This window comes from Streptomyces sp. enrichment culture, from assembly GCF_964273255.1.
Taxonomy (GTDB): Bacteria; Actinomycetota; Actinomycetes; order Streptomycetales; family Streptomycetaceae; genus Streptomyces.
The window spans coordinates 3,131,060-3,152,431 of record NZ_OZ186835.1 but is presented as its reverse complement, the minus strand read 5'-3'; the positions used below and the strand labels follow the sequence as shown (position 1 = coordinate 3,152,431).

17 protein-coding genes are annotated in these 21,372 nt (G+C 74.5%); 11 read left to right on the top strand and 6 right to left on the bottom strand.

Annotated features, from left to right (window positions below; genetic code table 11):
• Positions 1-531 precede the first annotated feature (531 nt).
• The gene (locus ACSU53_RS13460) at positions 532-1,467 is read right to left on the bottom strand and encodes an A/G-specific adenine glycosylase (RefSeq protein WP_437027591.1); all 936 of its coding nucleotides are present in this window, start codon (positions 1,465-1,467) and stop codon (positions 532-534) included.
• A gap of 239 nt (positions 1,468-1,706) precedes the next feature.
• On the opposite strand from ACSU53_RS13460, the gene ACSU53_RS13455 reads away from it, so the two are divergent.
• On the top strand, positions 1,707-2,537 hold the full coding sequence (locus tag ACSU53_RS13455; RefSeq protein WP_437027589.1) for a hypothetical protein: 831 nt from the start codon (positions 1,707-1,709) through the stop codon (positions 2,535-2,537).
• 291 nt (positions 2,538-2,828) lie between these two features.
• Here ACSU53_RS13455 and disA read toward each other — a convergent pair whose 3' ends face one another.
• From disA to ACSU53_RS13440, 3 genes are all read right to left on the bottom strand, one after another.
• Positions 2,829-3,953 carry a DNA integrity scanning diadenylate cyclase DisA gene (gene disA / locus ACSU53_RS13450; protein ID WP_362102332.1) on the bottom strand — a complete coding sequence of 375 codons (1,125 nt, stop codon included), beginning with the start codon at positions 3,951-3,953 and terminating at the stop codon, positions 2,829-2,831.
• 70 nt (positions 3,954-4,023) lie between these two features.
• The gene (radA, locus tag ACSU53_RS13445) at positions 4,024-5,433 is read right to left on the bottom strand and encodes a DNA repair protein RadA (protein WP_437027586.1); all 1,410 of its coding nucleotides are present in this window, start codon (positions 5,431-5,433) and stop codon (positions 4,024-4,026) included.
• 214 nt (positions 5,434-5,647) lie between these two features.
• Positions 5,648-6,535, bottom strand: a complete 888-nt coding sequence (locus ACSU53_RS13440) for an NAD(P)-dependent oxidoreductase (RefSeq protein WP_437027584.1) — start codon at positions 6,533-6,535, stop codon at positions 5,648-5,650.
• A gap of 98 nt (positions 6,536-6,633) precedes the next feature.
• Between ACSU53_RS13440 and ACSU53_RS13435 the strand changes: the two genes are divergently transcribed.
• On the top strand, positions 6,634-6,984 hold the full coding sequence (locus ACSU53_RS13435; RefSeq protein WP_437027582.1) for a winged helix-turn-helix transcriptional regulator: 351 nt from the start codon (positions 6,634-6,636) through the stop codon (positions 6,982-6,984).
• 491 nt (positions 6,985-7,475) lie between these two features.
• Complete coding sequence (locus ACSU53_RS13430; RefSeq protein WP_437027580.1) at positions 7,476-9,239, top strand: BACON domain-containing protein; 1,764 nt, start codon at positions 7,476-7,478, stop codon at positions 9,237-9,239.
• A gap of 144 nt (positions 9,240-9,383) precedes the next feature.
• Here ACSU53_RS13430 and ACSU53_RS13425 read toward each other — a convergent pair whose 3' ends face one another.
• Positions 9,384-10,250 (bottom strand): hypothetical protein, encoded by an 867-nt coding sequence (locus tag ACSU53_RS13425; protein WP_437027578.1) that lies wholly within the window; start codon positions 10,248-10,250, stop codon positions 9,384-9,386.
• A 95-nt stretch (positions 10,251-10,345) separates the two neighbouring features.
• Between ACSU53_RS13425 and ACSU53_RS13420 the strand changes: the two genes are divergently transcribed.
• The 4 genes from ACSU53_RS13420 (at position 10,346) to ilvD (ending at position 15,090) form a co-directional block, all read left to right on the top strand.
• The gene (locus tag ACSU53_RS13420; protein WP_437027577.1) at positions 10,346-11,290 is read left to right on the top strand and encodes a Ppx/GppA phosphatase family protein; all 945 of its coding nucleotides are present in this window, start codon (positions 10,346-10,348) and stop codon (positions 11,288-11,290) included.
• Positions 11,291-11,432: 142 nt separating this feature from the next.
• The gene (locus ACSU53_RS13415) at positions 11,433-12,299 is read left to right on the top strand and encodes a sugar phosphate isomerase/epimerase family protein (protein ID WP_437027575.1); all 867 of its coding nucleotides are present in this window, start codon (positions 11,433-11,435) and stop codon (positions 12,297-12,299) included.
• On the top strand, positions 12,296-12,943 hold the full coding sequence (locus ACSU53_RS13410) for a TetR family transcriptional regulator (RefSeq protein WP_437027573.1): 648 nt from the start codon (positions 12,296-12,298) through the stop codon (positions 12,941-12,943). Before ACSU53_RS13415 ends, ACSU53_RS13410 begins: the two co-directional genes overlap by 4 nt.
• 293 nt (positions 12,944-13,236) lie before the next feature.
• The gene (ilvD, locus tag ACSU53_RS13405) at positions 13,237-15,090 is read left to right on the top strand and encodes a dihydroxy-acid dehydratase (protein ID WP_437027571.1); all 1,854 of its coding nucleotides are present in this window, start codon (positions 13,237-13,239) and stop codon (positions 15,088-15,090) included.
• A gap of 83 nt (positions 15,091-15,173) precedes the next feature.
• Here ilvD and ACSU53_RS13400 read toward each other — a convergent pair whose 3' ends face one another.
• Positions 15,174-17,561 (bottom strand): protein kinase domain-containing protein, encoded by a 2,388-nt coding sequence (locus ACSU53_RS13400; RefSeq protein ID WP_437027569.1) that lies wholly within the window; start codon positions 17,559-17,561, stop codon positions 15,174-15,176.
• A 183-nt stretch (positions 17,562-17,744) separates the two neighbouring features.
• Here ACSU53_RS13400 and ACSU53_RS13395 point away from each other — a divergent pair, with 183 nt between their 5' ends.
• From ACSU53_RS13395 to ACSU53_RS13380, 4 genes are all read left to right on the top strand, one after another.
• The gene (locus tag ACSU53_RS13395; RefSeq protein ID WP_437027567.1) at positions 17,745-18,065 is read left to right on the top strand and encodes an SH3 domain-containing protein; all 321 of its coding nucleotides are present in this window, start codon (positions 17,745-17,747) and stop codon (positions 18,063-18,065) included.
• Positions 18,066-18,631: 566 nt separating this feature from the next.
• On the top strand, positions 18,632-19,174 hold the full coding sequence (locus tag ACSU53_RS13390; protein ID WP_437027565.1) for an EamA/RhaT family transporter: 543 nt from the start codon (positions 18,632-18,634) through the stop codon (positions 19,172-19,174).
• A gap of 534 nt (positions 19,175-19,708) precedes the next feature.
• Positions 19,709-20,566, top strand: coding sequence for an ABC transporter ATP-binding protein (locus tag ACSU53_RS13385; protein ID WP_437027563.1), 858 nt, complete (start codon positions 19,709-19,711; stop codon positions 20,564-20,566).
• Positions 20,563-21,354, top strand: coding sequence for an ABC transporter permease (locus ACSU53_RS13380; protein WP_437027561.1), 792 nt, complete (start codon positions 20,563-20,565; stop codon positions 21,352-21,354). Before ACSU53_RS13385 ends, ACSU53_RS13380 begins: the two co-directional genes overlap by 4 nt.
• Positions 21,355-21,372 lie beyond the last annotated feature (18 nt).

Here is a 21,372-nt window from a genome sequence, read left to right as displayed (position 1 = left end):
GCCTCCGCTTCCCCGTCCCGGCGCGCCCCGTGCGCACCGGCTCCACTGCCCCGTGGTCCGTCGTCGTGTCCCCCCGTGGGCCACGCGAACGAACGTACGGACGCGGTGTCACGGCACTGTGCGGAGCAGCCTGCGGACACCCCTCGGCTGTCCGTCGGTTGTGTAACGGACGCCGATACCGGGCGAAGCGGATGGGGGATGTGTGCGGGTTCGGCGGGAGATGTCCGCGGGATGCGTGCTCCGGACCGGGACCGGTGGGACGGGAGGGATCCGTGAGGCGGAGGCGGGGCGGGGGTGGGGGCGGTGTCCCGTCGCCGGCGTGCTTCGCCGGTGCGCGCGTGGGGGCGGCGTCTGGGGAGGCGGTGGGGCATGCGCTCGTAGTGGGTGCACGGCGGCGCGGTGGTGCCCGGTGGTGCCCGGCGCGCGGTGATGCGCCGCTGCCGGGGGTGCGCGATCACCGCGCGGGGGCGCGTGCAGGCGTCGCGCGCCCGCCGCGCGCCTCCCGGACCGGTCGGGCCAGGTCGGGTCGGATCAGGTCAGGGGCAGCCGGTACAGGCCGCCCGGCAGGGGTTCCACCAGGCCGTCCGCCACGAGCCCGTCCAGGGCGCGGGCGCGCTGCACAGGCTCGTGCCAGACCCGGTCCAGGGCCGCCTGGGGCACCGGGGCGTGCGCCTCCCTCAGGACCGCCAGCAGCCGCCCGCGGACCTGCCGGTCCGTGCCCGCGTACGTCTGCCCGCGGCGCGGCGGACCCTCGTGCGCCGGCTTGCCCGCCAGCCGCCAGGCGCAGAGCGCGGCGATCGGGCAGCGGTGGCAGGACTCGTTCTTCGCGGTGCACACCAGCGCGCCCAGTTCCATGGAGGCGGCGGCCCACCGTGCGGCGGTGGTCTCGTCCTCGGGCAGCAGCGCGCGGGCGAGCCGGCGTTCGGCGGCGGTGGTGGCGTTCGGCGGGTACTGCACGCCGGTCACCGCGCGGGCGAACACCCGGCGGACGTTGGTGTCCAGCACGGCGTGCCGCTGTCCGTACGCGAACGACGCGACGGCGGCGGCCGTGTACTCGCCGATGCCGGGCAGCGCCAGCAGCTGGGCGTGGTCGGCCGGCACGTCGCCGCCGTGCCGTTCGGTTATGGCGACGGCGGCGCCGTGCAGCCGCAGGGCGCGGCGCGGGTAGCCGAGCCGGCCCCAGGCGCGGACGGCCTCGCCCGGGGCTTCCGCGGCGAGGTCGGCGGGGCGCGGCCAGCGGGCCAGCCACTGCTCGTAGACGGGCAGGACCCGGTTCACCGGGGTCTGCTGGAGCATGAACTCACTGACCATCACTCCCCAGGCGCCGGCCTCGGGGCGGCGCCAGGGCAGGTCGCGGGCGTGCTCGTCGAACCAGTCGATGACGGGGGAGTGCAGCGGCTCACCGGGAGCGCGCTCGGACGCGGGATCGGTGGTGCCGCCGTGCGGGGGCTTCGTGGGAGCAGTCATGGCCCTTCGATCCTGCCACGGCGGGCCCCGCCTCCGGGTGGACCGCCACGGTGGTGACCGGGCGACCCTCCCTCACGCACCGTGAGGGGTGGAACGGTCGCCCTGCGTGACCGGACGGCTCGTGGAGACGCAAAGGCGGAGCTGACAAGGCGGTTTCCGGGATGATGATCCGGAAAAGTTGTCGCTCCGAGCGGCGGGTGGGACCGGTGAACGCGCCGATCTCTCGTATGGTTTGCGCCGTGGGATCTTTGCGCAATCCGGTCGGGCCGCTTCCCTCCTCCATCTACTGGCGACGGAGGGCCGTACTGCTGTCCGTACTGGCCTTGTTGGCGTTGTTGATCACCTGGGTGATCACGGCGGGCGGCGGGGGCGGCAACGACCACGAGAACGGTGCCAACGGCAAGAACCCCGCGCCGTCCATCACGCCGGGGCCGTCGAGTTCGGGGCCGGCGATCAGTCAGGCACCGGGCGGCCGGGACGAGACCGGTGACGAGAACTCCGGTGGCGCGTCGTCCGGTACGGGGGACGACGGCGCCAACGGCGACCCGGGGGACGGCGGAACGTCGGACGGCGGTGCCGGGGGCGATGCGGGCGGCGGCTCCGGGGGCGGGACGTCCGCCGGGGTGGGCGCGGGCGACGCGCTGCCGGCCGGAGGGGGGTCGGGAATGCCCGACTGCACCGCGAGCGCCGTGAAGTTCAGCCTGCGCAGCGCCCGCAACACCTACGAGCCGGGACAGAAGCCGACGTTCCTGCTGACCGCGCGCAACGTCTCCGGCAAGGACTGCAAGGTCGATCTCGGGCCGGAGAACGCGGTGTTGACGGTGACTCAGGCGAGCGGCGACGACGCCTACTGGGCGTCGGACCACTGCCCCGAGGGCGCCCGGAGCCTGCTGTTCCGCGTGCCGGCGGGTGACAGCATCACGTACAAGGTGACGTGGGACCGCAAGCCGAGCGCCCCCGAGTGCGCCACGCCGCCGGCCGGTTCGGCGGGGGCGGGGACGTACCTGGTGGAGGCGAAGGCACCCGGCTTCGCCAAGGTGCAAACGTCCTTCGTCCTGGAACGGGACTGAACAGGACCGAACGCGGCTGAGCGCGGCTGAGCGCGGGCGCCCGTGACCGGGTGCGGTGAGCGGCCGTCGGCGCCGGGCGGAGTGCCGGCCGGCCCAGGGAGCGGTCCACCGGCGGTGGTGGCCGGGAGTCACCGGGTGCCGGCCCCCGCCGGGTGATGGCCGGCGCAGGGCGGTGGTGCGCGGCGCGGGAGGGCGCCCGGGTCCGGAACCGTGGCCGCCCCGTCGGGTGCCGGACCTATCGTCGGGCGTCGGAGTCGGACGTACCGTCGGGTGCCGGACGTTCTGTCGGTGTCAGACGTACCGTTCGAGGATCGAGCTCTCGGCCAGGCGCGACAGGCCCTCACGGACGCTGCGGGCGCGGGCCTCGCCGACGCCGTCCACCGTCTGCAGGTCGTCCACGCTGGCGGCGAGCAGCTTCTGCAGGCCGCCGAAGTGCTCCACCAGGCGGTCGATGATGGCGCCGGGCAGCCTCGGCACCTTGGCCAGCAGGCGGAAGCCGCGCGGGGACACCGCCGAGTCCAGCGTCTCGGGGGAGCCGGTGTAGCCGAGGGCGCGGGCCACCGTCGACAGCTCCAGCAGTTCGGCGTGGGTGAGCACGTTGAGCTCGTGCAGGGCCTCGTCGACCGTGCGGGAGCGCTTCGCGGTGGGCTCGGGGACGTAGTCCCGCACGACCAGTTCGCGCTCCGGTTCCACGCCGGCGATCAACTCGTCGAGCTGGAGAGCGAGGAGGCGGCCGTCGGTGCCCAGTTCGACCACGTATTCGGCGATTTCGGTGGCGATGCGGCGCACCATCTCCAGCCGCTGCGCGACCGCCGAGACGTCCCGCACGGTCACCAGGTCCTCGATCTCCAGCGCGGAGAGCGTGCCCGCGACCTCGTCGAGGCGGAGCTTGTACCGCTCCAGGGTGGCCAGGGCCTGGTTGGCGCGGGACAGGATCGCCGCGGAGTCCTCCAGGACCCGGCGGTGGCCGTCGACGTAGAGGGCGATCAGCCGCATCGACTGCGACACGGAGACCACGGGGAAGCCGACCTGCTTGGAGACCCGGTCCGCGGTGCGGTGCCGGGTGCCGGTCTCCTCCGTGGGGATGGTGGGGTCCGGCACCAGCTGGACGCCGGCCCGCAGGATCTTCGTCAGGTCGGACGACAGCACGATGCCGCCGTCCAGCTTGCACAGCTCCCGCAGGCGCGTCGCCGTGAACTCGACGTCCAGGACGAAACCGCCGCTGCACAGCGTCTCGACGGTCTTGTCCGAGCCGAGCACGATGAGCCCGCCGGTGTTGCCGCGGAGCACGCGCTCCAGTCCGTCCCGCAGGGCGGTGCCGGGTGCCACGGCGCTCAGTGAGGCGCGCATCAGGCCCTCCGAACCGGCACTCCCACCGGACTTTCCGGGAGCTGCTGCCCGGTCGTTGGCTGCCACTGCACTCCTCCGGTCGCAGGTTCCTGGGCGCCCCCGCGGTTCGTACGGACGGGCGAGACCTGGGCAAAGTCTACCGGCGGTCCTCGTCCTCCCGCGGGGCCTCTCGGCGACGGGAACGGGGAAGGACCCGCAGGGCGTCCCCTATGTCCGCGACTTCCAGAACCTTCATTCCGGCGGGGATCCGTCCCGGATCGCCCGGTACCAGAGCGTGTGTGAAGCCCAGCCGGTGGGCCTCGGCGAGCCTGCGCTGCACCCCCGTGACGCGCCGGACCTCGCCCGCCAGGCCGACCTCGCCGATCGCCACGAGGTTCTTCGGCAACGGGGTGTCGCTCGCCGCCGAGGCCAGGGCCAGCGCCACGGCCAGGTCGGCGGCCGGCTCGGTGAGCTTCACCCCGCCGACCGTCGCGGAGTAGATGTCCCGCTTGCCCAAGGCGCTGATCCGGCCGCGCTGTTCCAGGACCGCCAGCATCATCGAGACGCGGGAGGTCTCCAGGCCGGAGGTGGTGCGCCGGGGGGAGGGGATCTGCGAGTCGACCGTGAGCGCCTGCACTTCGGCGACCAGGGGGCGCCGGCCCTCCAGGGTGACGGTCAGGCACGTGCCGGGGACCGGTTCGTCACGACGGGTCAGGAAAAGTCCGCTCGGGTCCGCGAGGCCCGTGATGCCCTCGTCGTGCAGTTCGAAGCAGCCGACCTCGTCGGTGGTGCCGTAGCGGTTCTTGACGCCCCGGACCAGGCGCAGCCGCGCGTGCCGGTCGCCCTCGAAGTGCAGCACGACGTCCACCAGGTGCTCCAGCAGCCGGGGGCCCGCGATGGCGCCGTCCTTGGTGACGTGTCCCACCAGCAGCGTGGACATCCCGCGCTCCTTGGAGGCGCGGATCAGCGCCCCGGCCACCTCACGGACCTGGGCCATGCCGCCGGGGGCGCCGTCGATCTCCGGGGAGGCGACCGTCTGCACGGAGTCCATGATCAGCAGGGACGGCTTCACCGCGTCCAAGTGCCCGAGCACGGCGGCCAGATCAGTCTCCGCCGCCAGGTACAGGTGGTCGTCGATCGCGTGGATGCGGTCGGCGCGCAGCCTGACCTGGCTCGCCGACTCCTCGCCCGTCACGTACAGGGTCCGGTGGTCCGCGCTCGCCGACTTCGCCGCCACGTCCAGCAGCAGGGTGGACTTGCCCACACCCGGCTCGCCCGCGACGAGCACCACGGCACCGGGCACGAGACCGCCGCCCAGCACCCGGTCCAGTTCCGGGACACCGGTGGGGCGGGCGGTCGCCTGCTGCCCGTCGACCTGCCCGATGGGCAGTGCGGAGGTGGTGACCCGCCCGGGCGTCGTGGTACGGACGGCGGGCGCGCCGTACTCCTCGACCGTGCCCCAGGCCTGGCACTCCGGGCAGCGGCCGAGCCACTTGGCCGTCTGCCAGCCGCACTCGGTGCAGCGGTAGGACGGGCGGTCCTTGGTGGTCTTGGAACGGGCAGCCATGCGGAAACGGTATCCGCCCGCACTGACAGCCCTGCCCGCAGCGGCCCGGCCGGCCATGGCACGCCGCCGGCCCGTGGCGCCCCGTCGGCCCGTGGCGCCCCGCCCGCGTCGGCCGGCGTGGCATCCCGTCCTCGCCGGCCCGCTGGGCGGCACGTCCGCGTCGGCCCGCGTCGGCCCCGCTCCCGGCCACGGGGCCGCGCGGCGGCGGGCGCGGCTACCCGCGGCCCAGCAGTTCGGCGATGCGGACGAAGCCGTCGGCGCCGTGGCCCCGGTCCACGGCCCGCCGGGCCAGCCCCTCGGCCGCGCGCATCACGCTCGCGTCGATGCCGTGTGCCTCGGAGGTGCGGACGATGTGCGCCATGGAGGACAGGGCCGAGGTGATCGGGTTGTCCTCGCCGGAGTAGCTGCCGCTGTCGGCCTCCCGCGCGGACGCCTCGAAGACCGGCGGGAGGATCTGCGCGATGCCCCGGGCGAACGGCGCCAGCTCCCCGGGGGTGATGCCCTCGGCCCGCGCCACCGCCAGGGCGTGCACGAATCCCGCCATCGCGGTCCAGAAGATGTCCAGCAGCGCGATGTCGTGGGCCGCCGCCCGGCCGGGCTCCTCGCCCACGTGATGGTGGGTGCCGCCGAGCGCCCGGAGGACGGACCCGTGCTGCCGGTACGGCTCCTCGGGGCCGCTGTAGAGGAAGACCGCGTCAGGGGTCCCGATGGTGTCGGCGGGCGTCATGATCGCCCCGTCCAGGTAGCGGATCCCGTGCCCGGCGGCCCACTGGGCGGTGTCCCGGGCGCGGCCGGGGGTGTCGGCGCTGAGATTGACCACGGTGCGCCCCGTGAGCGCGCCCTCGACCGCCTCCCGCCGCAGGATTGCGTCCGCGGCGTCCTGGTTCACCACGCAGACCACGGTCAGGTCGGCGGCGGCGACCGCCTCCTCGGCCGACCGGGCTCCGGCCGCGCCCCGCGCGACCAGCTCCCGGTCGCGGCCCGGGGTGCGGTTCCAGACCGTGGTGCGCAGGCCGGCGGCCAGGAAGGCGCCCGCCAGGCTCCGGCCCATCGGCCCCAGACCGAGAACGGTGACGGCGGGCTGCTCCGTGCGTGAGGACATGACTCAACTCCAGTGAATGACCGAGAATGCCGGTGACAGGGGAACCAGGGGAACCAGGGGAACCAGGGGAACCAGGGAAAACGGGCGAAAGGGCGCCGATGACACGCAGCCGCGCACAGGACCCGGACGTCTGCGGTGTGACGGCCGCGATCGCCGTGATCGACGGGAAGTGGAAGACGACGCTGCTCTGGCTGCTGGAGTCCGGCCCCCACCGCCCGGGTGAGCTGCTGCGACGGCTGCCGGACCTGCGCGAGAAGGTGCTGACTCAGGCGCTCCGGGAGATGGAGGCCGACGGCCTGGTGCACCGGGAGGTGCACGACGTGCTGCCGCCGAAGACCGTGTACTCCCTGACGCCCTTCGGCCGGGACCTCACCGAGGCACTGGCCCCCCTCGCGCACTGGGGACACCGCCGCCTGGAGCACCTGGCCGGGACCGGGCCGGTCTCCTGAACCCTCACTTCACCGTCCCGTCCTCTCCGCCCTCGCCCGTACCGGTGCGCCGCCGCGGCCGCACCACCAGGGTCTCCCAGTCCCTGGACGCCGCCAAGTACCCACAAAAAAGTGGGTGGTGGGGCCCCGGCGGGTGCGACGGTCCGGCGGGTGGCCTGCCCCGCGGCGTCGCACCGTCCCGGCGTACGGGCACCGGCCGCCCGGACCGGACCGCTGTCGGCCGACTGGACGAACGGCACCGGGAGGGAAGGGGGACCGGAAGGCCCTCGCAGACGAGAACCCCCGGAGAGCGAAGGCGCCCGGAGGGCACCGGGACGCACCGGGGCAGCGCCCGGAACACCGGCGGACCGGTGTACGGCGCGGCACCCGCACCGGGCCCGTCTGCCCGCCGAGGGGCCGCCGCTCCCCGTTTGAGGGATCGTTTCACCCGTACGGATTAAAAGTGCGCAGGGCACCGGAAGGGGCCGCGCCGGGCCGCCTACGGTCGCCGAATGACCAGCAGTGGCCCGGACACCCCGCCCCGCACGACCGGCGCACACCGGGCGCACCGGGAGGTGCGCGACCGCGGAGCCGCCCGCACCCTGGCGCAACGGCCCCCGCTGCGCGACGAGCCCTACCTCGACGGCCTGTTCACCTATTGCCTGTCCGTCCTGTGCGACCACGACGGGGCGACCGCCGCCGTCGCGGACGTGCTCGCCCTCGCGGAGCGCCGCGGCCGGAACATCCCGGACGCGATCGGGGACCGCCGTGCCTGGCTGTACGCGCTGGCCCGCTGGGCGTGCCTGCGCCGGCTGACCGAGGCCGGGCGGGAACGCCGCGCCACGCACGCGGCCGGCCGCGCCGACCGGCAGCGCGCCGCCCGCGGCGCCTCCGCCCCGGCCGTCTCGGAGGAGGTGCAGGAGCAGCGGCGGCGCGAACTGGCCCTGCTGGCCTGGCCGGAGGCCGCCGGCACCACCCCGGAGCAGCGCGAGGCCCTCGAACTGGCGGTGCGTCACCACCTGGCCGCCCACGAGGTCGCCGCCGTGCTCGGCATGGAACCGGTCACCGCGCGGGAGCTGCTCGCCTCCGCCGCCTGCGAGGTCGAGCGCACCCGCGCCGCGCTCGCCGTCGTGGAGGCCGGCGCCTGCTCCGGCGTGGCGCACCTCACCGGCGACCGTCGGGTGGTCCTGAGCACCGCGGTGCGGCGGGAACTCGTCCGCCACGTCGACGACTGCCCCCGCTGCCGCCGTACCGCGGAACGGGCCATCCCCGGCCGCTGGCCCGGCACCAGCGTCACCCCCGACGCCCTCCCGGTGCTGCCCGCGCCCCGCGCGGCCCTGCGCACCGCCCTGGCGCACCACCCGCGCGGACGTTCCGGTGCGCCCCGCTTCGACCGGCGGGGCTACCCGATGGACCCCAAGGACCTGGTCGCCCGGCGGGACCGGCTGAGGGCACGGGCCGTCACGACGACCGTCGTCGCCACCGTGGTCGCGGCACCGGTGTTCGCCCTGTGGGCCGCCTACCGTGGGACCCCGGTGGGCGAGGGCGAGGACGGCCGGTCGGCGTCCGCGCGGGAGGCCGACGGTCCCGTGGACCTGGGCGGCGAGGGACCCGGCGGGTACGAGAACGCGGGCAACGCCAGCACCCGGCCGGACAACCGCTTCGAGAAGGACGGCCGCCGGAAGACCTCCGACGTGTCGGTGGAGGTCGTCGGTGTCGCGGGCGGCGACAGCAAGGGTGCCGCGTCCCTCGGTGTCACCGCCGGCCACAGCGGGGACACCACGTTCATCACCCTCACCGCGACCGGATCCGCACCGGTGCGCTGGTCCGCGTCGACCGGCGCCCACTGGCTCTACCTGAGCCGGTCCTCGGGCACCCTGCGCCCGGGGGAGTCCCTGACGGTCAAGGTGTACGTCGACCAGCTGCGCGAGCCGTCCGGCCACTGGCAGGCGCGGGTCGCCGTCGCACCGGCCGGCGCCGTCGTCACCATCGACGGCTACGGCACCGCACCCGGCCCCTCCCGCCCCGCGACGGGGCACCCCGGGCACCCGGGCAGCCCCGGCACGCCGCATCCCGGCACCCCGAGCGGTCCGCCGCCCTCGTCCGGGCCGGACCCCACGCCGACGACCCCGGCGCCCACCGAGCCCACGCCGAGCGATCCGCCGCCGACCACCGACCCGGGGCCCTCGCCCGGCGACCCGACCCCCACGGAACCGTCCGGCTCCCCGCCCCCGGGCGACGGCGAGAGCGGGGACCCGAGCCCGTCGACGTCCTGAGCCGAGCGGGAGCCGGAACCGTCCGCCGTGCCGGGCGTCCGCTCCGCACGACGCCACGGGCCCCGCCGGACCGGCCGGCGGGGCCCGGACCGCTTGTCTCCGGCGCGCTCAGCGCGCGGTGCCCGGGCGGGATCCGGCGCGGTCTCAGGCGGGGTCCGCCGGATGCGGCGCCAGGAGGGGCAGCTGCGCGGCCAGCCGTGCCTCGCACAGCTCGACCAGACGGTCGTACCCCGCCTTGCCCATCAGTTCGGTCAGCTCGGCCCGGTAGGAGACGTAGACCGGCTCGCCGGCACCGTGCGCCGACGTCGCCGACGTGCACCACCAGTGCAGGTCGTGCCCGCCCGGGCCCCAGCCGCGCCGGTCGTACTCGCCGATGGACACCTGCAGGACGCGCGTGTCGTCCGGCCGGTCGATCCATTCGTAGGTGCGCCGGATCGGCAGCTGCCAGCACACGTCGGGCTTGGTCTCCAGCGGCTCGCGGCCCTCCTTGACCGCGAGGATGTGCAGCGAGCAGCCCATGCCGCCCGCGAAGCCCGGCCGGTTCTGGAAGATGCACGAACCCTGGAACGGGCGGGTCTGGCGCTCGCCGTCCTCGTCCTGCGAGACCCAGCCGCGCCGGGTGCCCTCCTCGTGGTGCTGCCAGATGTCCGGCGTGAGCCTCGCCACATGCTCGGCGACGCGCTTCTCGTCGTCCTCGTCGGAGAAGTGGGCACCCAGGGAGCAGCACCCGTCGTCCGCGCGGCCCGCCTGGATGCCCTGGCAGCCGCTGCCGAAGATGCAGTTCCAACGAGAGGTCAGCCATGTCAGATCGCAGCGGAAGACCTGCTCGTCGTCCGCCGGATCAGGGAACTCCACCCACGCGCGCGCGAAGTCGAGGCCCTTCTCGTCGGCCGGAGGGCGATCCGTCGGAGGCGTCGCGGACGCGGCCGGCCGCGTCGACGTCCCGACCGGTTCGACCGTCCTGGCCTTCTTGTCCGACTTCTTGTCCTTCGCCTTTTTCGTCTTTGGCACGAGTCCAGGGTATGCCGCCCGGGCGGCGGGCCGGGACCGGCCCGTATCCGGCGGACCGTGCAACACGGCCCGCTGCGGGCAGTAGCGTTCCGTACATGAGACTTGGTGTCCTGGACGTGGGCTCGAACACGGTGCACCTGCTGGTGGTGGACGCGCACCCCGGCGCCTGCCCGCTGCCCGCGCACTCCCACAAGACCGAACTTCGCCTCGCCCAGCTCCTCGAGGACGACGGGTCGATCGGTCCGCAGGGCATGGACAGACTGGTCTCGGTCATCCGGGAGGCGCTGCGGGCCGCCGAGGACAAAGGGGTGGAGGAACTGCTCCCGTTCGCCACGTCCGCGGTGCGTGACGCGGGCAACGCCGACGACGTCCTCGCCCGCGTACGGGCCGAGACGGACGTCGAACTCCGGGTGCTCAGCGGCGCGGAGGAGGCACGGCTCACCTTCCTCGCCGCCCGCCGCTGGTTCGGCTGGTCCGCCGGGAAGCTCCTGGTGATCGACATCGGCGGAGGGTCCCTGGAGATCGCCTACGGCATGGACGAGGAACCCGACGCCGCGGTGTCGCTGCCGCTGGGAGCCGGACGCCTCACGGCGGCGTGGCTGCCCGGGAACCCGCCCGAGGCGGACGAGGTGCGGGCGCTGCGCCGCCACGTGCGCACCGAGATAGCCCGTACCGTCGGCGAGTTCAGCCGGCTCGGCCGCCCCGACCACGTCGTGGCCACCTCCAAGACCTTCAAGCAGCTCGCCCGTATCGGGGGCGCGCCCGCCTCCGCCGAGGGCCTGTACGTCCAGCGGGAGCTGAAGCGGCAGTCGCTGGAGAGCTGGGTGCCCCGGCTCGCCGCAATGACCGAGCAGGAGCGCGCGGAACTGCCCGGCGTCTCCGAGGGCCGGGCCGGCCAGTTGCTGGCCGGTGCGCTGGTCGCGGAGGCGTCGATGGACCTCTTCGGCGTGGAGCGGCTGGAGGTCTGCCCGTGGGCCCTGCGCGAGGGCGTGATCCTGCGGCGCCTGGACCACATGGACGGCGGCGTCCGGCGGGCCTGAGGGTCGCGCCCGGCGGGCCTGACGGTGGCGCCGCCGTCAGCGGCCTTCCCGTGTTCCCGCCCGCACCGCCCGCTATGGCGAACGCCACATCGGCCCCGGCGGGCCCCGCGCCAGCCCAACCGCACCCCGTACCCTGTCCCTCGTGGCAGATCCAACGGTGCGCATCCCGGATGCGAAGGTCGCACTGTCGACGGCCTCGGTCTACCCGGAGTCGACGGCGACGGCCTTCGAGATCGCCGCGCGCCTCGGCTACGACGGCGTCGAGGTCATGGTGTGGACCGACCCCGTCAGCCAGGACATCGAGGCATTGCGGCGGCTCAGCGACTACCACCGCGTGCCCGTCCTGGCCGTGCACGCGCCCTGCCTGCTCATCACGCAGCGCGTGTGGTCCACCGACCCGTGGACCAAGCTGCAGCGGGCCCGGTCCGCCGCCGAACGGCTCGGCGCCGACACCGTCGTCGTCCATCCCCCCTTCCGCTGGCAGCGGCAGTACGCCCGCGACTTCGTCCAGGGCATCTGGCGCATGGCCGACGAGACGGACGTGCGGTTCGCGGTGGAGAACATGTACCCCTGGCGCTACCGCGACCGCGAGATGCTCGCCTACGCGCCCGACTGGGACGTCACCCGGGACGACTACCGGCACTTCACCATCGACCTCAGCCACGCCTCGACCGCCCGCACCGACGCCCTCGACATGCTCGACCGCATGGGCGACCGGCTGGGCCACGTCCACCTCGCCGACGGCCGGGGCTCGGCCAAGGACGAGCACCTCGTGCCCGGCCGCGGCAACCAGCCGTGCGCCGAGGTGCTGGAGCGCCTCGCGCGGACCGGCTTCGACGGTCACGTCGTCATCGAGGTCAACACCCGGCGGGCGATGTCCGGGGCCGAACGGGAGGCCGACCTCGCGGAGGCCCTCGCGTTCACCCGCCGCCACCTCGCCGCCGCTGCGACGGCCCCGGCCTCCCCGGCGTCCTCCGTGCCCCCGGCGATCCGGGTGCCGCGACGATGACCGGCCTCGCCGCCCCCGGCGGCCGGGGAGCGTCCGAACAGCGCGACGGCACCGTACGGCGCCGCGGCCGGCCGCCGCGCACGGAGGCCACGGGAACCCGCGACCGCATCCTCCACGCGGCCCGGGAGGAGTTCTCCGAACGCGGGTACGAGAGGACCTCCGTCCGGGGCATCGCCAAGGCGGCCGGGGTGGACTCCGCTCTCGTGCACCACTACTTCGGCACCAAGGAGCAGGTCTTCGAGGCCGCCGTCGAGGTGGCCTTCGCGCCCGCCCTGCAGGCCCGGGACAGCGTCCTGGACGGCCCGCTCGACGAGGTCGGCGAGAAGATGACCCGCATCATCCTGGGCCTGTGGGAGAACCCGGTGACCCGGACCCCGCTGCTGGCGATCGTCCGCTCCGCCGTGAACAACGAGGTCGCGGCCGCCGTCTTCCGCCGCCTGGTCTCCTCGCAGCTCCTGCGCCGGATCGCCGGCCGGCTCGACGTCCCGGACGCGGAGCTGCGCGCCGAGCTCGCCGCCGCGCAGCTGGTGGGGATCGCCATGCTCCGCTACGTGATCAAGGTGGAGCCGCTGGCGTCGGCCGACCCCGAGCAGATCGTCCGCCGGGTGGCCCCGGTGGTCCAGGGCCACCTCACCGGTCCCTGACCCGGCCGCTCCTCCCGGACGCCGGGCCGCGTGCGGGGCGGGCTGGGGGGCGGCGTGCGGCGGAGGGCGGGGCACGGGCGGCGGGCGGCGGGCGGCGGACGACGGCTGCGTGCGGGTCGTGGTTCGGGCACCGGGCACATCCGCCTGAGACACCGGTCTCGCATATCGGACACTGCGTCCCGAACCCTGGAAGACCGGCGTACGCTCGACTGGAGTCGGATTCCCGTATCCCTGATGTTCTTCCACGCCGGAACCCCGGCACCCCCGAGAAGGTCCCGAAGGAGCGAGCGACGATGCCCGAGCTGAGGTCCCGCACAGTCACCCACGGCCGCAACATGGCGGGCGCCCGCGCCCTCATGCGGGCTTCCGGTGTACCGGGCGCGGACATCGGCCGCAAGCCGATCATCGCCGTCGCCAACAGCTTCACGGAGTTCGTCCCCGGCCACACCCACCTCGCCCCGGTCGGCCGGATCGTCAGCGAGGCGGTCGTCGCGGCCGGCGGCATCCCGCGCGAGTTCAATACCATCGCCGTCGACGACGGCATCGCGATGGGCCACGGCGGCATGCTGTACTCCCTGCCCTCCCGGGACCTGATCGCGGACAGCGTCGAGTACATGGTCGAGGCCCACTGCGCCGACGCCCTGATCTGCATCTCCAACTGCGACAAGATCACCCCGGGCATGCTCAACGCCGCGCTGCGGCTTAACATCCCGACGGTGTTCGTCTCCGGCGGCCCGATGGAGTCCGGCCGGGCCACGCTCGTCGACGGCACGGTCCGCACGCTCGACCTGGTCGACGCGATGTCGGAAGCGGTCAACGACAAGATCTCCGACGCGGACATCCTCCGCATCGAGGAAAACGCCTGCCCGACCTGCGGCTCCTGTTCCGGCATGTTCACCGCCAACTCGATGAACTGCCTGACCGAGGCCATCGGCCTGTCCCTGCCGGGCAACGGCTCGGTCCTCGCCACCCACACCGCCCGCAAGGACCTGTACGTCCGCGCGGCCCGGACGGTCCTGGACCTCACCCGCCGCTACTACGAGCAGGACGACGACTCGGTCCTGCCCCGCAACATCGCCACCCCCGCGGCCTTCGAGAACGCCATGGCGCTCGACATCGCGATGGGCGGTTCCACCAACACGATCCTGCACCTGCTGGCCGCCGCCCAGGAGGCGGAGGTCGCCTACGGCCTCACCGAGATGGACGCCCTCTCGCGCCGCGTCCCCTGCCTGGCGAAGGTCGCGCCCAACGTCGCGGGGGACCGCACGTACTACATGGAGGACGTGCACCGGGCGGGCGGCATCCCGGCCCTCCTCGGCGAACTGCACCGCGCGGGCCTGCTCAACGAGGACGTCCACTCGGTCCACAGCCCGTCCCTGGCCGACTGGCTGAAGACCTGGGACGTCCGCGCCGGTTCCCCGTCGGCCGAGGCCGTGGAACTCTGGCACGCGGCCCCCGGCTGCAAGCGCTCCGCCGAGGCCTTCTCCCAGTCCGAGCGCTGGGACTCCCTGGACGTGGACGCCGCGGGCGGCTGCATCCGCTCCGTCGAGCACGCCTACTCCAAGGACGGCGGCCTCGCGGTCCTGCGCGGCAACCTCGCCGTGGACGGCTGCGTCGTCAAGACGGCCGGCGTCGACGAGTCCATCTGGACCTTCGAGGGCCCGGCGGTCGTCTGCGAGTCGCAGGAGGAGGCCGTCCAGAAGATCCTCACCCAGCAGGTCAAGGAGGGCGACGTCGTCGTCATCCGCTACGAGGGCCCCAAGGGCGGCCCCGGCATGCAGGAGATGCTCTACCCGACCTCGTACCTCAAGGGCCGCGGCCTCGGGAAGACGTGTGCGCTGATCACCGACGGCCGCTTCTCGGGCGGTACCTCGGGCCTGTCCATCGGCCACGCCTCCCCGGAGGCGGCCTCGGGCGGCACGATCGCGCTGGTCGAGGACGGCGACCGGATCCGCATCGACATCCCCAACCGCTCGATCGAGCTGCTGGTGGACGACGCCGAGCTGGCCCGCCGCGAGCAGGCGCTGAACGGCACGTACGCCCCGAAGAACCGCGACCGCAAGGTCTCGGCGGCGCTGAAGGCGTACGCGGCGATGGCCACCAGCGCGGACAAGGGCGCGGTCCGCGACGTGAGCAAGCTGGGCTGACCACCACCGGGCCCGCCCCACGGGCCCGGCTGCGCCAACCACCGCCACAGGGCCGCTTCCGCACCACGGGAGCGGCCCTTCGCTCACCAGGCGGCCGGGTCGCTCCCCGCCACACCGAACACGGTGCCGTCGGGTGCGCCGGCGTAGACGTGGCCGCCCGCGAGCACCGGCTCGGGCAGCGCACCGGGAACCCGGTCGGAGTCGTCGCCGAGCCGCGGCCGGGTCTGCCCGAGGAGCTTCCCGGTACGGGCGTCGACGCCCAGCAGCCGCCCGTCGGGCACGGTCACGTACACGTGCCGTCCGTCGGAGACCGGCCGCGAGCCGCGGCTCACGCCCGTCTCCAGCCGCCACCGCTGCTTCCCGGCGGCCAGGTCGACGGCCACCAGGGAGCCGCCCCCGCCCATGAGGTACACGGTGTCCCCGCGCAGCCCGGCCTCCGCCTGGGCGACGGGCACCGGCAGCGTCACCCGTCGGGTGGCTCCCGTCCGGGGCGTGTAGCGGACCACCGCCTTCGCGTCCCCGTACACGGCACCGTCGGCGAGGAGGTACAGGGAACCGTCCGCGGCCCCCACGGGCGTCAGCGACCCCGCCAGGTCCGCGTCCCACCGCACGTCACCCGTCGCCGGGTCGACCGCGGTGACACGGGTCCTGCTGCCGTCGGCCGACGGGCTCGCCGCGTAGGCCGCCGGCTCATCGGCCCGCCCGGGCGCGGCCGACTTCGCTGACTTGCGGGGCTCTCCGGTTGCTGCGGCCCGTCCAGTGTCTTGAGTACCTCCGGTCTCTGCGGTCTCTGCGATCTCTTCGACCTCGCCGGTCCTACCGGCCCCTCCGGGTTTCGCGAGGCCTCCGGACTCCGCGGTGTCCGTCGCCTCCGCGGTCGGGGTCTCGCCGCCGAACGCCGAGAAGTAGGGCGCCGCCTGCCCGGGGATGCGGCGGGACCACCGGGTGTCGCCCGATGCGGCGTCCACACCGGTGACCGTTCCGTCCGGCCGGGTGAGCAGCAGCGTGTCGCCGACCGCCCGCGCGCCGTCGTAGCCGGGCGCCTTCCTGCTCCACACCGATGCGCCGCTGCCGGGATCCAGCGCCTCCAGTGCGCCGAGCCGGTCGAGGGAGGGCTGGACGAGGCCGCCCGCGAGGACCGGGGGTTCGCTGCGGGGCGTCCGGGCCACGTCGTGCTGCCACCGGGTGCGGCCGTCGGACGGGTCGAGGGCGACCACCCGGCCGGGCAGCGCGCACAACAGGTTCTCCCGCCCGTACGAGCACTGGGGCATGCCGCCCCGGTCCGGGGCCGGAACCTTCTCCCACGTCCCGAAGGCGGCCGGCGTGCTCCGGGCGGCGGTGGCCTTCCGCGCCGGTTCCTCACCTCCGTCCGCCAGCTGAACCGCCGTCACTCCGCCGAGCAGGGCCAGGCTGAGCGCCCCGGACACCAGGACCGTCCGTCTGCCGGGACGCCGGCCGGACCGCTTCCCGGACTCCTCCGCCGGTGCCGGTGCCGGGTCCGCCGAGGCGTGAGCCGGTGCCGGATTCGCCCCTGCGTCCGCGGCGGTGCCGCTCGGAGGGCCCGGCCGTGGCTCCGGTGCGGCCTCCCCGCCGGGCGGGTCCGGCGTCCGGGGCGCCGGGAGGAACACCTGGGTGTCGTACGTCGCCGCCACCGACCGCAGCGCGCGCATGAGTTCGTCCGGAGTGGGCCGGTCGTCGGGCTCCTTGGCGAGGCACCGCAGCACCAGGGGCGCCAGCGACTCCGGCACGCCGGTCAGGTCGGGCTCGTCGTGCACGACCTGATAGGCGACGACGTACGGGCTGTCGGAGTCGAACGGTCCCCGCCCGGTCGTCGCGTGCACCATCAGCGAACCCAGCGCGAACACGTCGGCCGCGGGGCCCACCTCCCGGGGCCGCCGGAACTGCTCGGGCGCCATGAACGGCGGCGTTCCGATCAACTTCCCGGTCTCCGTGCGCAGTTCACTGTCCCGTGGCCGGGAGATGCCGAAGTCGATGACCTTCGGCCCGTCGCCCGCGAGCAGGACGTTGCTCGGCTTGAGGTCCCGGTGCACGACACCGACCCGGTGGATGTCGCGCAGCGCCTCCGCCAGTCCGGCCATCAGCCGACGGGACTGGTCCGGGTCCATCGGCCCGTTCCGCTTCACCTGTTCGCTGAGGGTGGGGCCGGGGATGTACAGGGTGGCCATCCAGGGCCGTTCGCCCTCCGGGTCGGCGTCGACGACCGGTGCCGTGAAGGCTCCGCTCACCCGCCGTGCCGCGGCCACCTCCTGCCGGAACCGCCCCCGGAACTCGGGGTCCATGGCGTACCGCTCGTGCACGACCTTCACCGCGACGCGCATCCCCGAGGTGCTCCGGGCCAGATGGACGACGCCCATGCCGCCCGAGCCCAGGCAGGACTCCAGACGGTAGTGACCGGCGTACTCCGGAAGTTCCGCTTCGGCGCCCGGCCCGGTGTTCCGCTGCGACGCCATGGAACCACCCCCGTGCTGTTCGTTCGCGCGCGCGACGCTGGGGAGCCTAGTCGATGGTGTGTGCGGGACCCAGGCGGCGCTACCGCCTTTCCGTGCGAGGAAAGAACGGGTGTTTCGGGATGTGTCGTCGGGGTATCAACGGGGCCCCACGAGGTGCGTGGGGTCCAACGGGGGAGGATTCACATGTCTGTTGAGCAGACGCAGCACACCGCGGCCGGCGACGGCCGGGAGGCGGCGGAGGCGGTCGTCACGGCCGCCGCGGCCACCTACCCGGTGGCCCCGGGCCACCGGCTGAACGTCCGCAGCGGTCCCGGCACCGGTTACGCGGTCGTCCGCGTCCTGGCCGAGGGCGCCCGGGTCCGGATCACCTGCCAGACGACCGGCACCCGGGTGTCCGGCCCGTACGGCACCTCGTCGGTCTGGGACTGCATCGGCAGCGGCCAGTACGTCTCCGACGCGTACATCTACACCGGCAGCGACGGCTACGTGGCCCCGCGCTGCTGATCCCGCCGCCGCGGGACGGCCGCACCGGCCGTCCCGCGCAGCCGCCGGGACCGGGCTCGCGTCCGGGACCGCCCGGCGTCCTCGCGATCCTCGCGCCGAGCGGGACCGCACCCGGCGGCCTCGCGGCGGGGGGCCTCGCGGCGGGGGGCCGCGCCGGCCCGTGACCGGCTCCGGTTCACCGGTCGCCCTCCTCGGCCGCCGCCGCCCGGGCAGCCCGAGCATCACGAGTGCCGCCACGACGTGGAGCACCGCTGAGGCGACGAGGGCGACACCGACGCGTGCGCCTGGCCGGCCGGTCCCGCCGCGCCGGCCGCCGGACCGGTGACGGAGCGGAAGAAGAACGTGCCCAGCACGGCGATGCCGGGCGATGCCGATGGCACTGCCACCCCTGCGCGCCGGCATCGACCGGGGATCGGGCCGGCCGGCTGCTGCGGCGGGACCGGGGTGCGGACGGACCTGGAAGGCGCCTCCCCGGCGGACGTGGCAGGGCGGGCTTCGGCGGCGCCCGGCAGCGCCCTGCGGCAGGGGGCTGCCGGGCGCCGCGGGGGACCAGTCACAATCGACACGTGAGCACAGCAGAGAACGGAACGAACGGCACCCCGGGCAGCGCCCCCGACTCCCCGGGCACCTCGGGCACCCCGGGCACTCCCGCCGGTCCCCGGCCGGAGCCCATCCGCTTCTTCGGCACCACGTGGGTGGACCACGACAACGGCTACGCGGCCCGCCGCGTGGGCGTCTGCGTCGGCTCCCTCGCCGCGGCGATCGCCGCCTGCTTCGTGCTGCGCTTCGCCTACGAGGGCCTCGCGATCGCCGATGTCAGCAGCTTCGTCACGCTCCTCATGGTCGTGATGTTCGCCGTGTGCAGCTCGCTCGCCTTCCGCCACACCTGGGACAGCTTCCGCCGCCGCCCGGACCCGGACCGCCAGAACTCCCTGCGCGGCCTCCTGGCCATCGGCTTCGTCGGCTCCCTCCTCGCCTACTTCTTCCGCTCCCTCACCGAGGCCCCCGGCGAGAAGCTCCACCGCGAGGAGTACGAGACCGCCCGCAAGCAGTACGCGAAGCGCACCGCCCGCCGCTCCGGCAACCCCAGGAAGCGCCGCCGCTCCTGAGCGCGGGAACATCCGGCACTTTCTCCTTCCGGCGCGCCGACGACTTCTCCGCCCGGTGCGCTTTCGTGGCGTGACGGTGCACCTCCGCAGGTTCTGAGCCCGCCGGGCGGCGCACGTGCCGTGGACGGGCCGACCGGCATGCGCGCCGCCCCGGCAGTTCCCGGAAGCGCCGACGCCTGATGAGTGCGGCAGTGCCTGGCACCTTTCCCTTCCGGTGCTCTGTCGTGGCGTGACGCTGCGACCCCCAGGTCCTGAGCCCGCCGGGCGGCGTCTGCCGTGAGCGGTCGTACCGCCCGCCGCCGCTCCGGCAACCCCGGGAAGCGCCGCCGCTCCTGAGCGCGGCAGCACTCGGCACCCTCCCCTGGTGCTCCTTTCGTGCCGTGACGGCCGGCACCGCAGGTCCCTGGGCCCGCGCGGTGGCGCAGGCCGTGGGCGGGACCGGTGACACGACACGCCCGCCCCGACGCGCTCTTCTCCTTCCGTCCTCCTGCTCCGCGCTTGACGCGGTGTGCCCTCGCGAGGATTATTCATCACATGATGAATTACCTCTCCGGGCCGACCCACCCGGCAGCCCAGCCCGGCGGCGCGGGCGACGCCGACGGCACCCCGGCCGTCCGGGCGCAGGGACTCACCGTCGTCCGGGGCCCGCGCACCGTCCTGCGCGACCTGGCCTTCACCGTCCCGCGCGGGCAGATCACGGGACTCCTCGGACCCTCCGGGTGCGGCAAGTCGACGCTGATGCGGGCCATCGTCGGCACCCAGGCCAAGGTCTCCGGCACCCTGGACGTCCTCGGTCTCCCCGCCGGGCACCCCGCGCTGCGCAGCCGCATCGGCTACGTGACCCAGGCGCCGTCGGTGTACGACGACCTGACGGTCCGCCAGAACCTGGACTACTTCGCCGCGATCCTCGACCCGGGCCGAGCCGCCGCCGACCGCCGCCGGGAGAACGTCACCCGCGCGATCGCGGACGTGGACCTCACCGGGCACGCCGACGCCCTCGCCGGGAACCTGTCCGGCGGCCAGCGCAGCCGCGTCTCCCTGGCCGTCGCCCTCCTCGGCACCCCCGAGCTGCTGGTCCTGGACGAACCGACCGTCGGCCTCGACCCGGTCCTGCGCCGCGACCTCTGGGAGCTGTTCCACGGCATCGTCGCCGAGCGGAACGCCAGCCTGCTGATCTCCTCCCACGTGATGGACGAGGCGGAGCGCTGCCACCGCCTCCTGCTGATGCGCGCCGGCGCACTGCTCACCGGGGACACCGCCCGGCCGGAGGACGCGGCCGTCACCCCGGACGCCCTGCGTTCCCGGACCGGCGCCGAGACCGTCGAGGCGGCCTTCCTGCACCTGGTGGACCGGGCCGCCGCGGCCGACCGCTCGAAGGAGACCACGCGATGACCACGACCACCCGCACCCGCACGGCCCGCCCCTCGGCCCAGGCCGGCGCCCTCAACGCGGCCCGTACCCTCGCCACCGCGGGCCGGGTCCTGCGCCAGCTGCGCCACGACCCCCGCACCGTCGCGCTGCTGCTGGTCGTGCCCTGCCTGATGCTGCTCCTGCTCCGCTACGTCTTCGACGGCAGCCCGCGCACCTTCGACACCATCGGCGCCTCGCTCCTCGGCATCTTCCCGCTGATCACGATGTTCCTGGTCACCTCGATCGCGACCCTGCGCGAGCGGACCTCCGGCACCCTCGAACGTCTCCTCGCCATGCCGCTCGGCAAGGGCGACCTGATCGCCGGCTACGCGCTCGCCTTCGGCGCCCTCGCGGTCGTCCAGTCGGCCCTCGCCACGGGTCTGGCGGTGTGGTTCCTCGGGCTCGACGTCGTCGGCAGTCCCTGGCTGCTGCTCCTGGTGGCGCTCCTCGACGCGCTCCTCGGTACGGCCCTCGGCCTCTTCGTCTCGGCCTTCGCGGCCTCGGAATTCCAGGCGGTGCAGTTCATGCCGGCCGTGATCTTCCCCCAGCTCCTCCTGTGCGGCCTGTTCACCGCACGCGACGCCATGCACCCCGTCCTGGAGGGCCTCTCCGACGCCCTCCCGATGTCCTACGCCGTCGACGGCATGAACGAGGTCCTGCGGCACACCGACATGACCGCCGCCTTCCTGCAGGACATCTCGATCGTCGCCGGGTGCGCCCTGCTGGTCCTGGGCCTCGGCGCGGTCACCCTGCGCCGCCGGACCTCCTGACGTCCACTGCCACGGGCC

What these genes read in the sequence shown, in the direction of transcription:
- ACSU53_RS13460 (WP_437027591.1), bottom strand. Translation starts at nt 1,467, where the DNA reads ATGACTGCTCCCACGAAGCCCCCGCACGGCGGCACCACCGATCCCGCG.
- radA (WP_437027586.1), bottom strand. Translation starts at nt 5,433, where the DNA reads ATGGCTGCCCGTTCCAAGACCACCAAGGACCGCCCGTCCTACCGCTGC.
- ACSU53_RS13440 (WP_437027584.1), bottom strand. Translation starts at nt 6,535, where the DNA reads ATGTCCTCACGCACGGAGCAGCCCGCCGTCACCGTTCTCGGTCTGGGG.
- ACSU53_RS13435 (WP_437027582.1), top strand. Translation starts at nt 6,634, where the DNA reads ATGACACGCAGCCGCGCACAGGACCCGGACGTCTGCGGTGTGACGGCC.
- ACSU53_RS13430 (WP_437027580.1), top strand. Translation starts at nt 7,476, where the DNA reads ATGACCAGCAGTGGCCCGGACACCCCGCCCCGCACGACCGGCGCACAC.
- ACSU53_RS13420 (WP_437027577.1), top strand. Translation starts at nt 10,346, where the DNA reads ATGAGACTTGGTGTCCTGGACGTGGGCTCGAACACGGTGCACCTGCTG.
- ACSU53_RS13410 (WP_437027573.1), top strand. Translation starts at nt 12,296, where the DNA reads ATGACCGGCCTCGCCGCCCCCGGCGGCCGGGGAGCGTCCGAACAGCGC.
- ilvD (WP_437027571.1), top strand. Translation starts at nt 13,237, where the DNA reads ATGCCCGAGCTGAGGTCCCGCACAGTCACCCACGGCCGCAACATGGCG.
- ACSU53_RS13400 (WP_437027569.1), bottom strand. Translation starts at nt 17,561, where the DNA reads ATGGCGTCGCAGCGGAACACCGGGCCGGGCGCCGAAGCGGAACTTCCG.
- ACSU53_RS13395 (WP_437027567.1), top strand. Translation starts at nt 17,745, where the DNA reads ATGTCTGTTGAGCAGACGCAGCACACCGCGGCCGGCGACGGCCGGGAG.
- ACSU53_RS13385 (WP_437027563.1), top strand. Translation starts at nt 19,709, where the DNA reads ATGATGAATTACCTCTCCGGGCCGACCCACCCGGCAGCCCAGCCCGGC.
- ACSU53_RS13380 (WP_437027561.1), top strand. Translation starts at nt 20,563, where the DNA reads ATGACCACGACCACCCGCACCCGCACGGCCCGCCCCTCGGCCCAGGCC.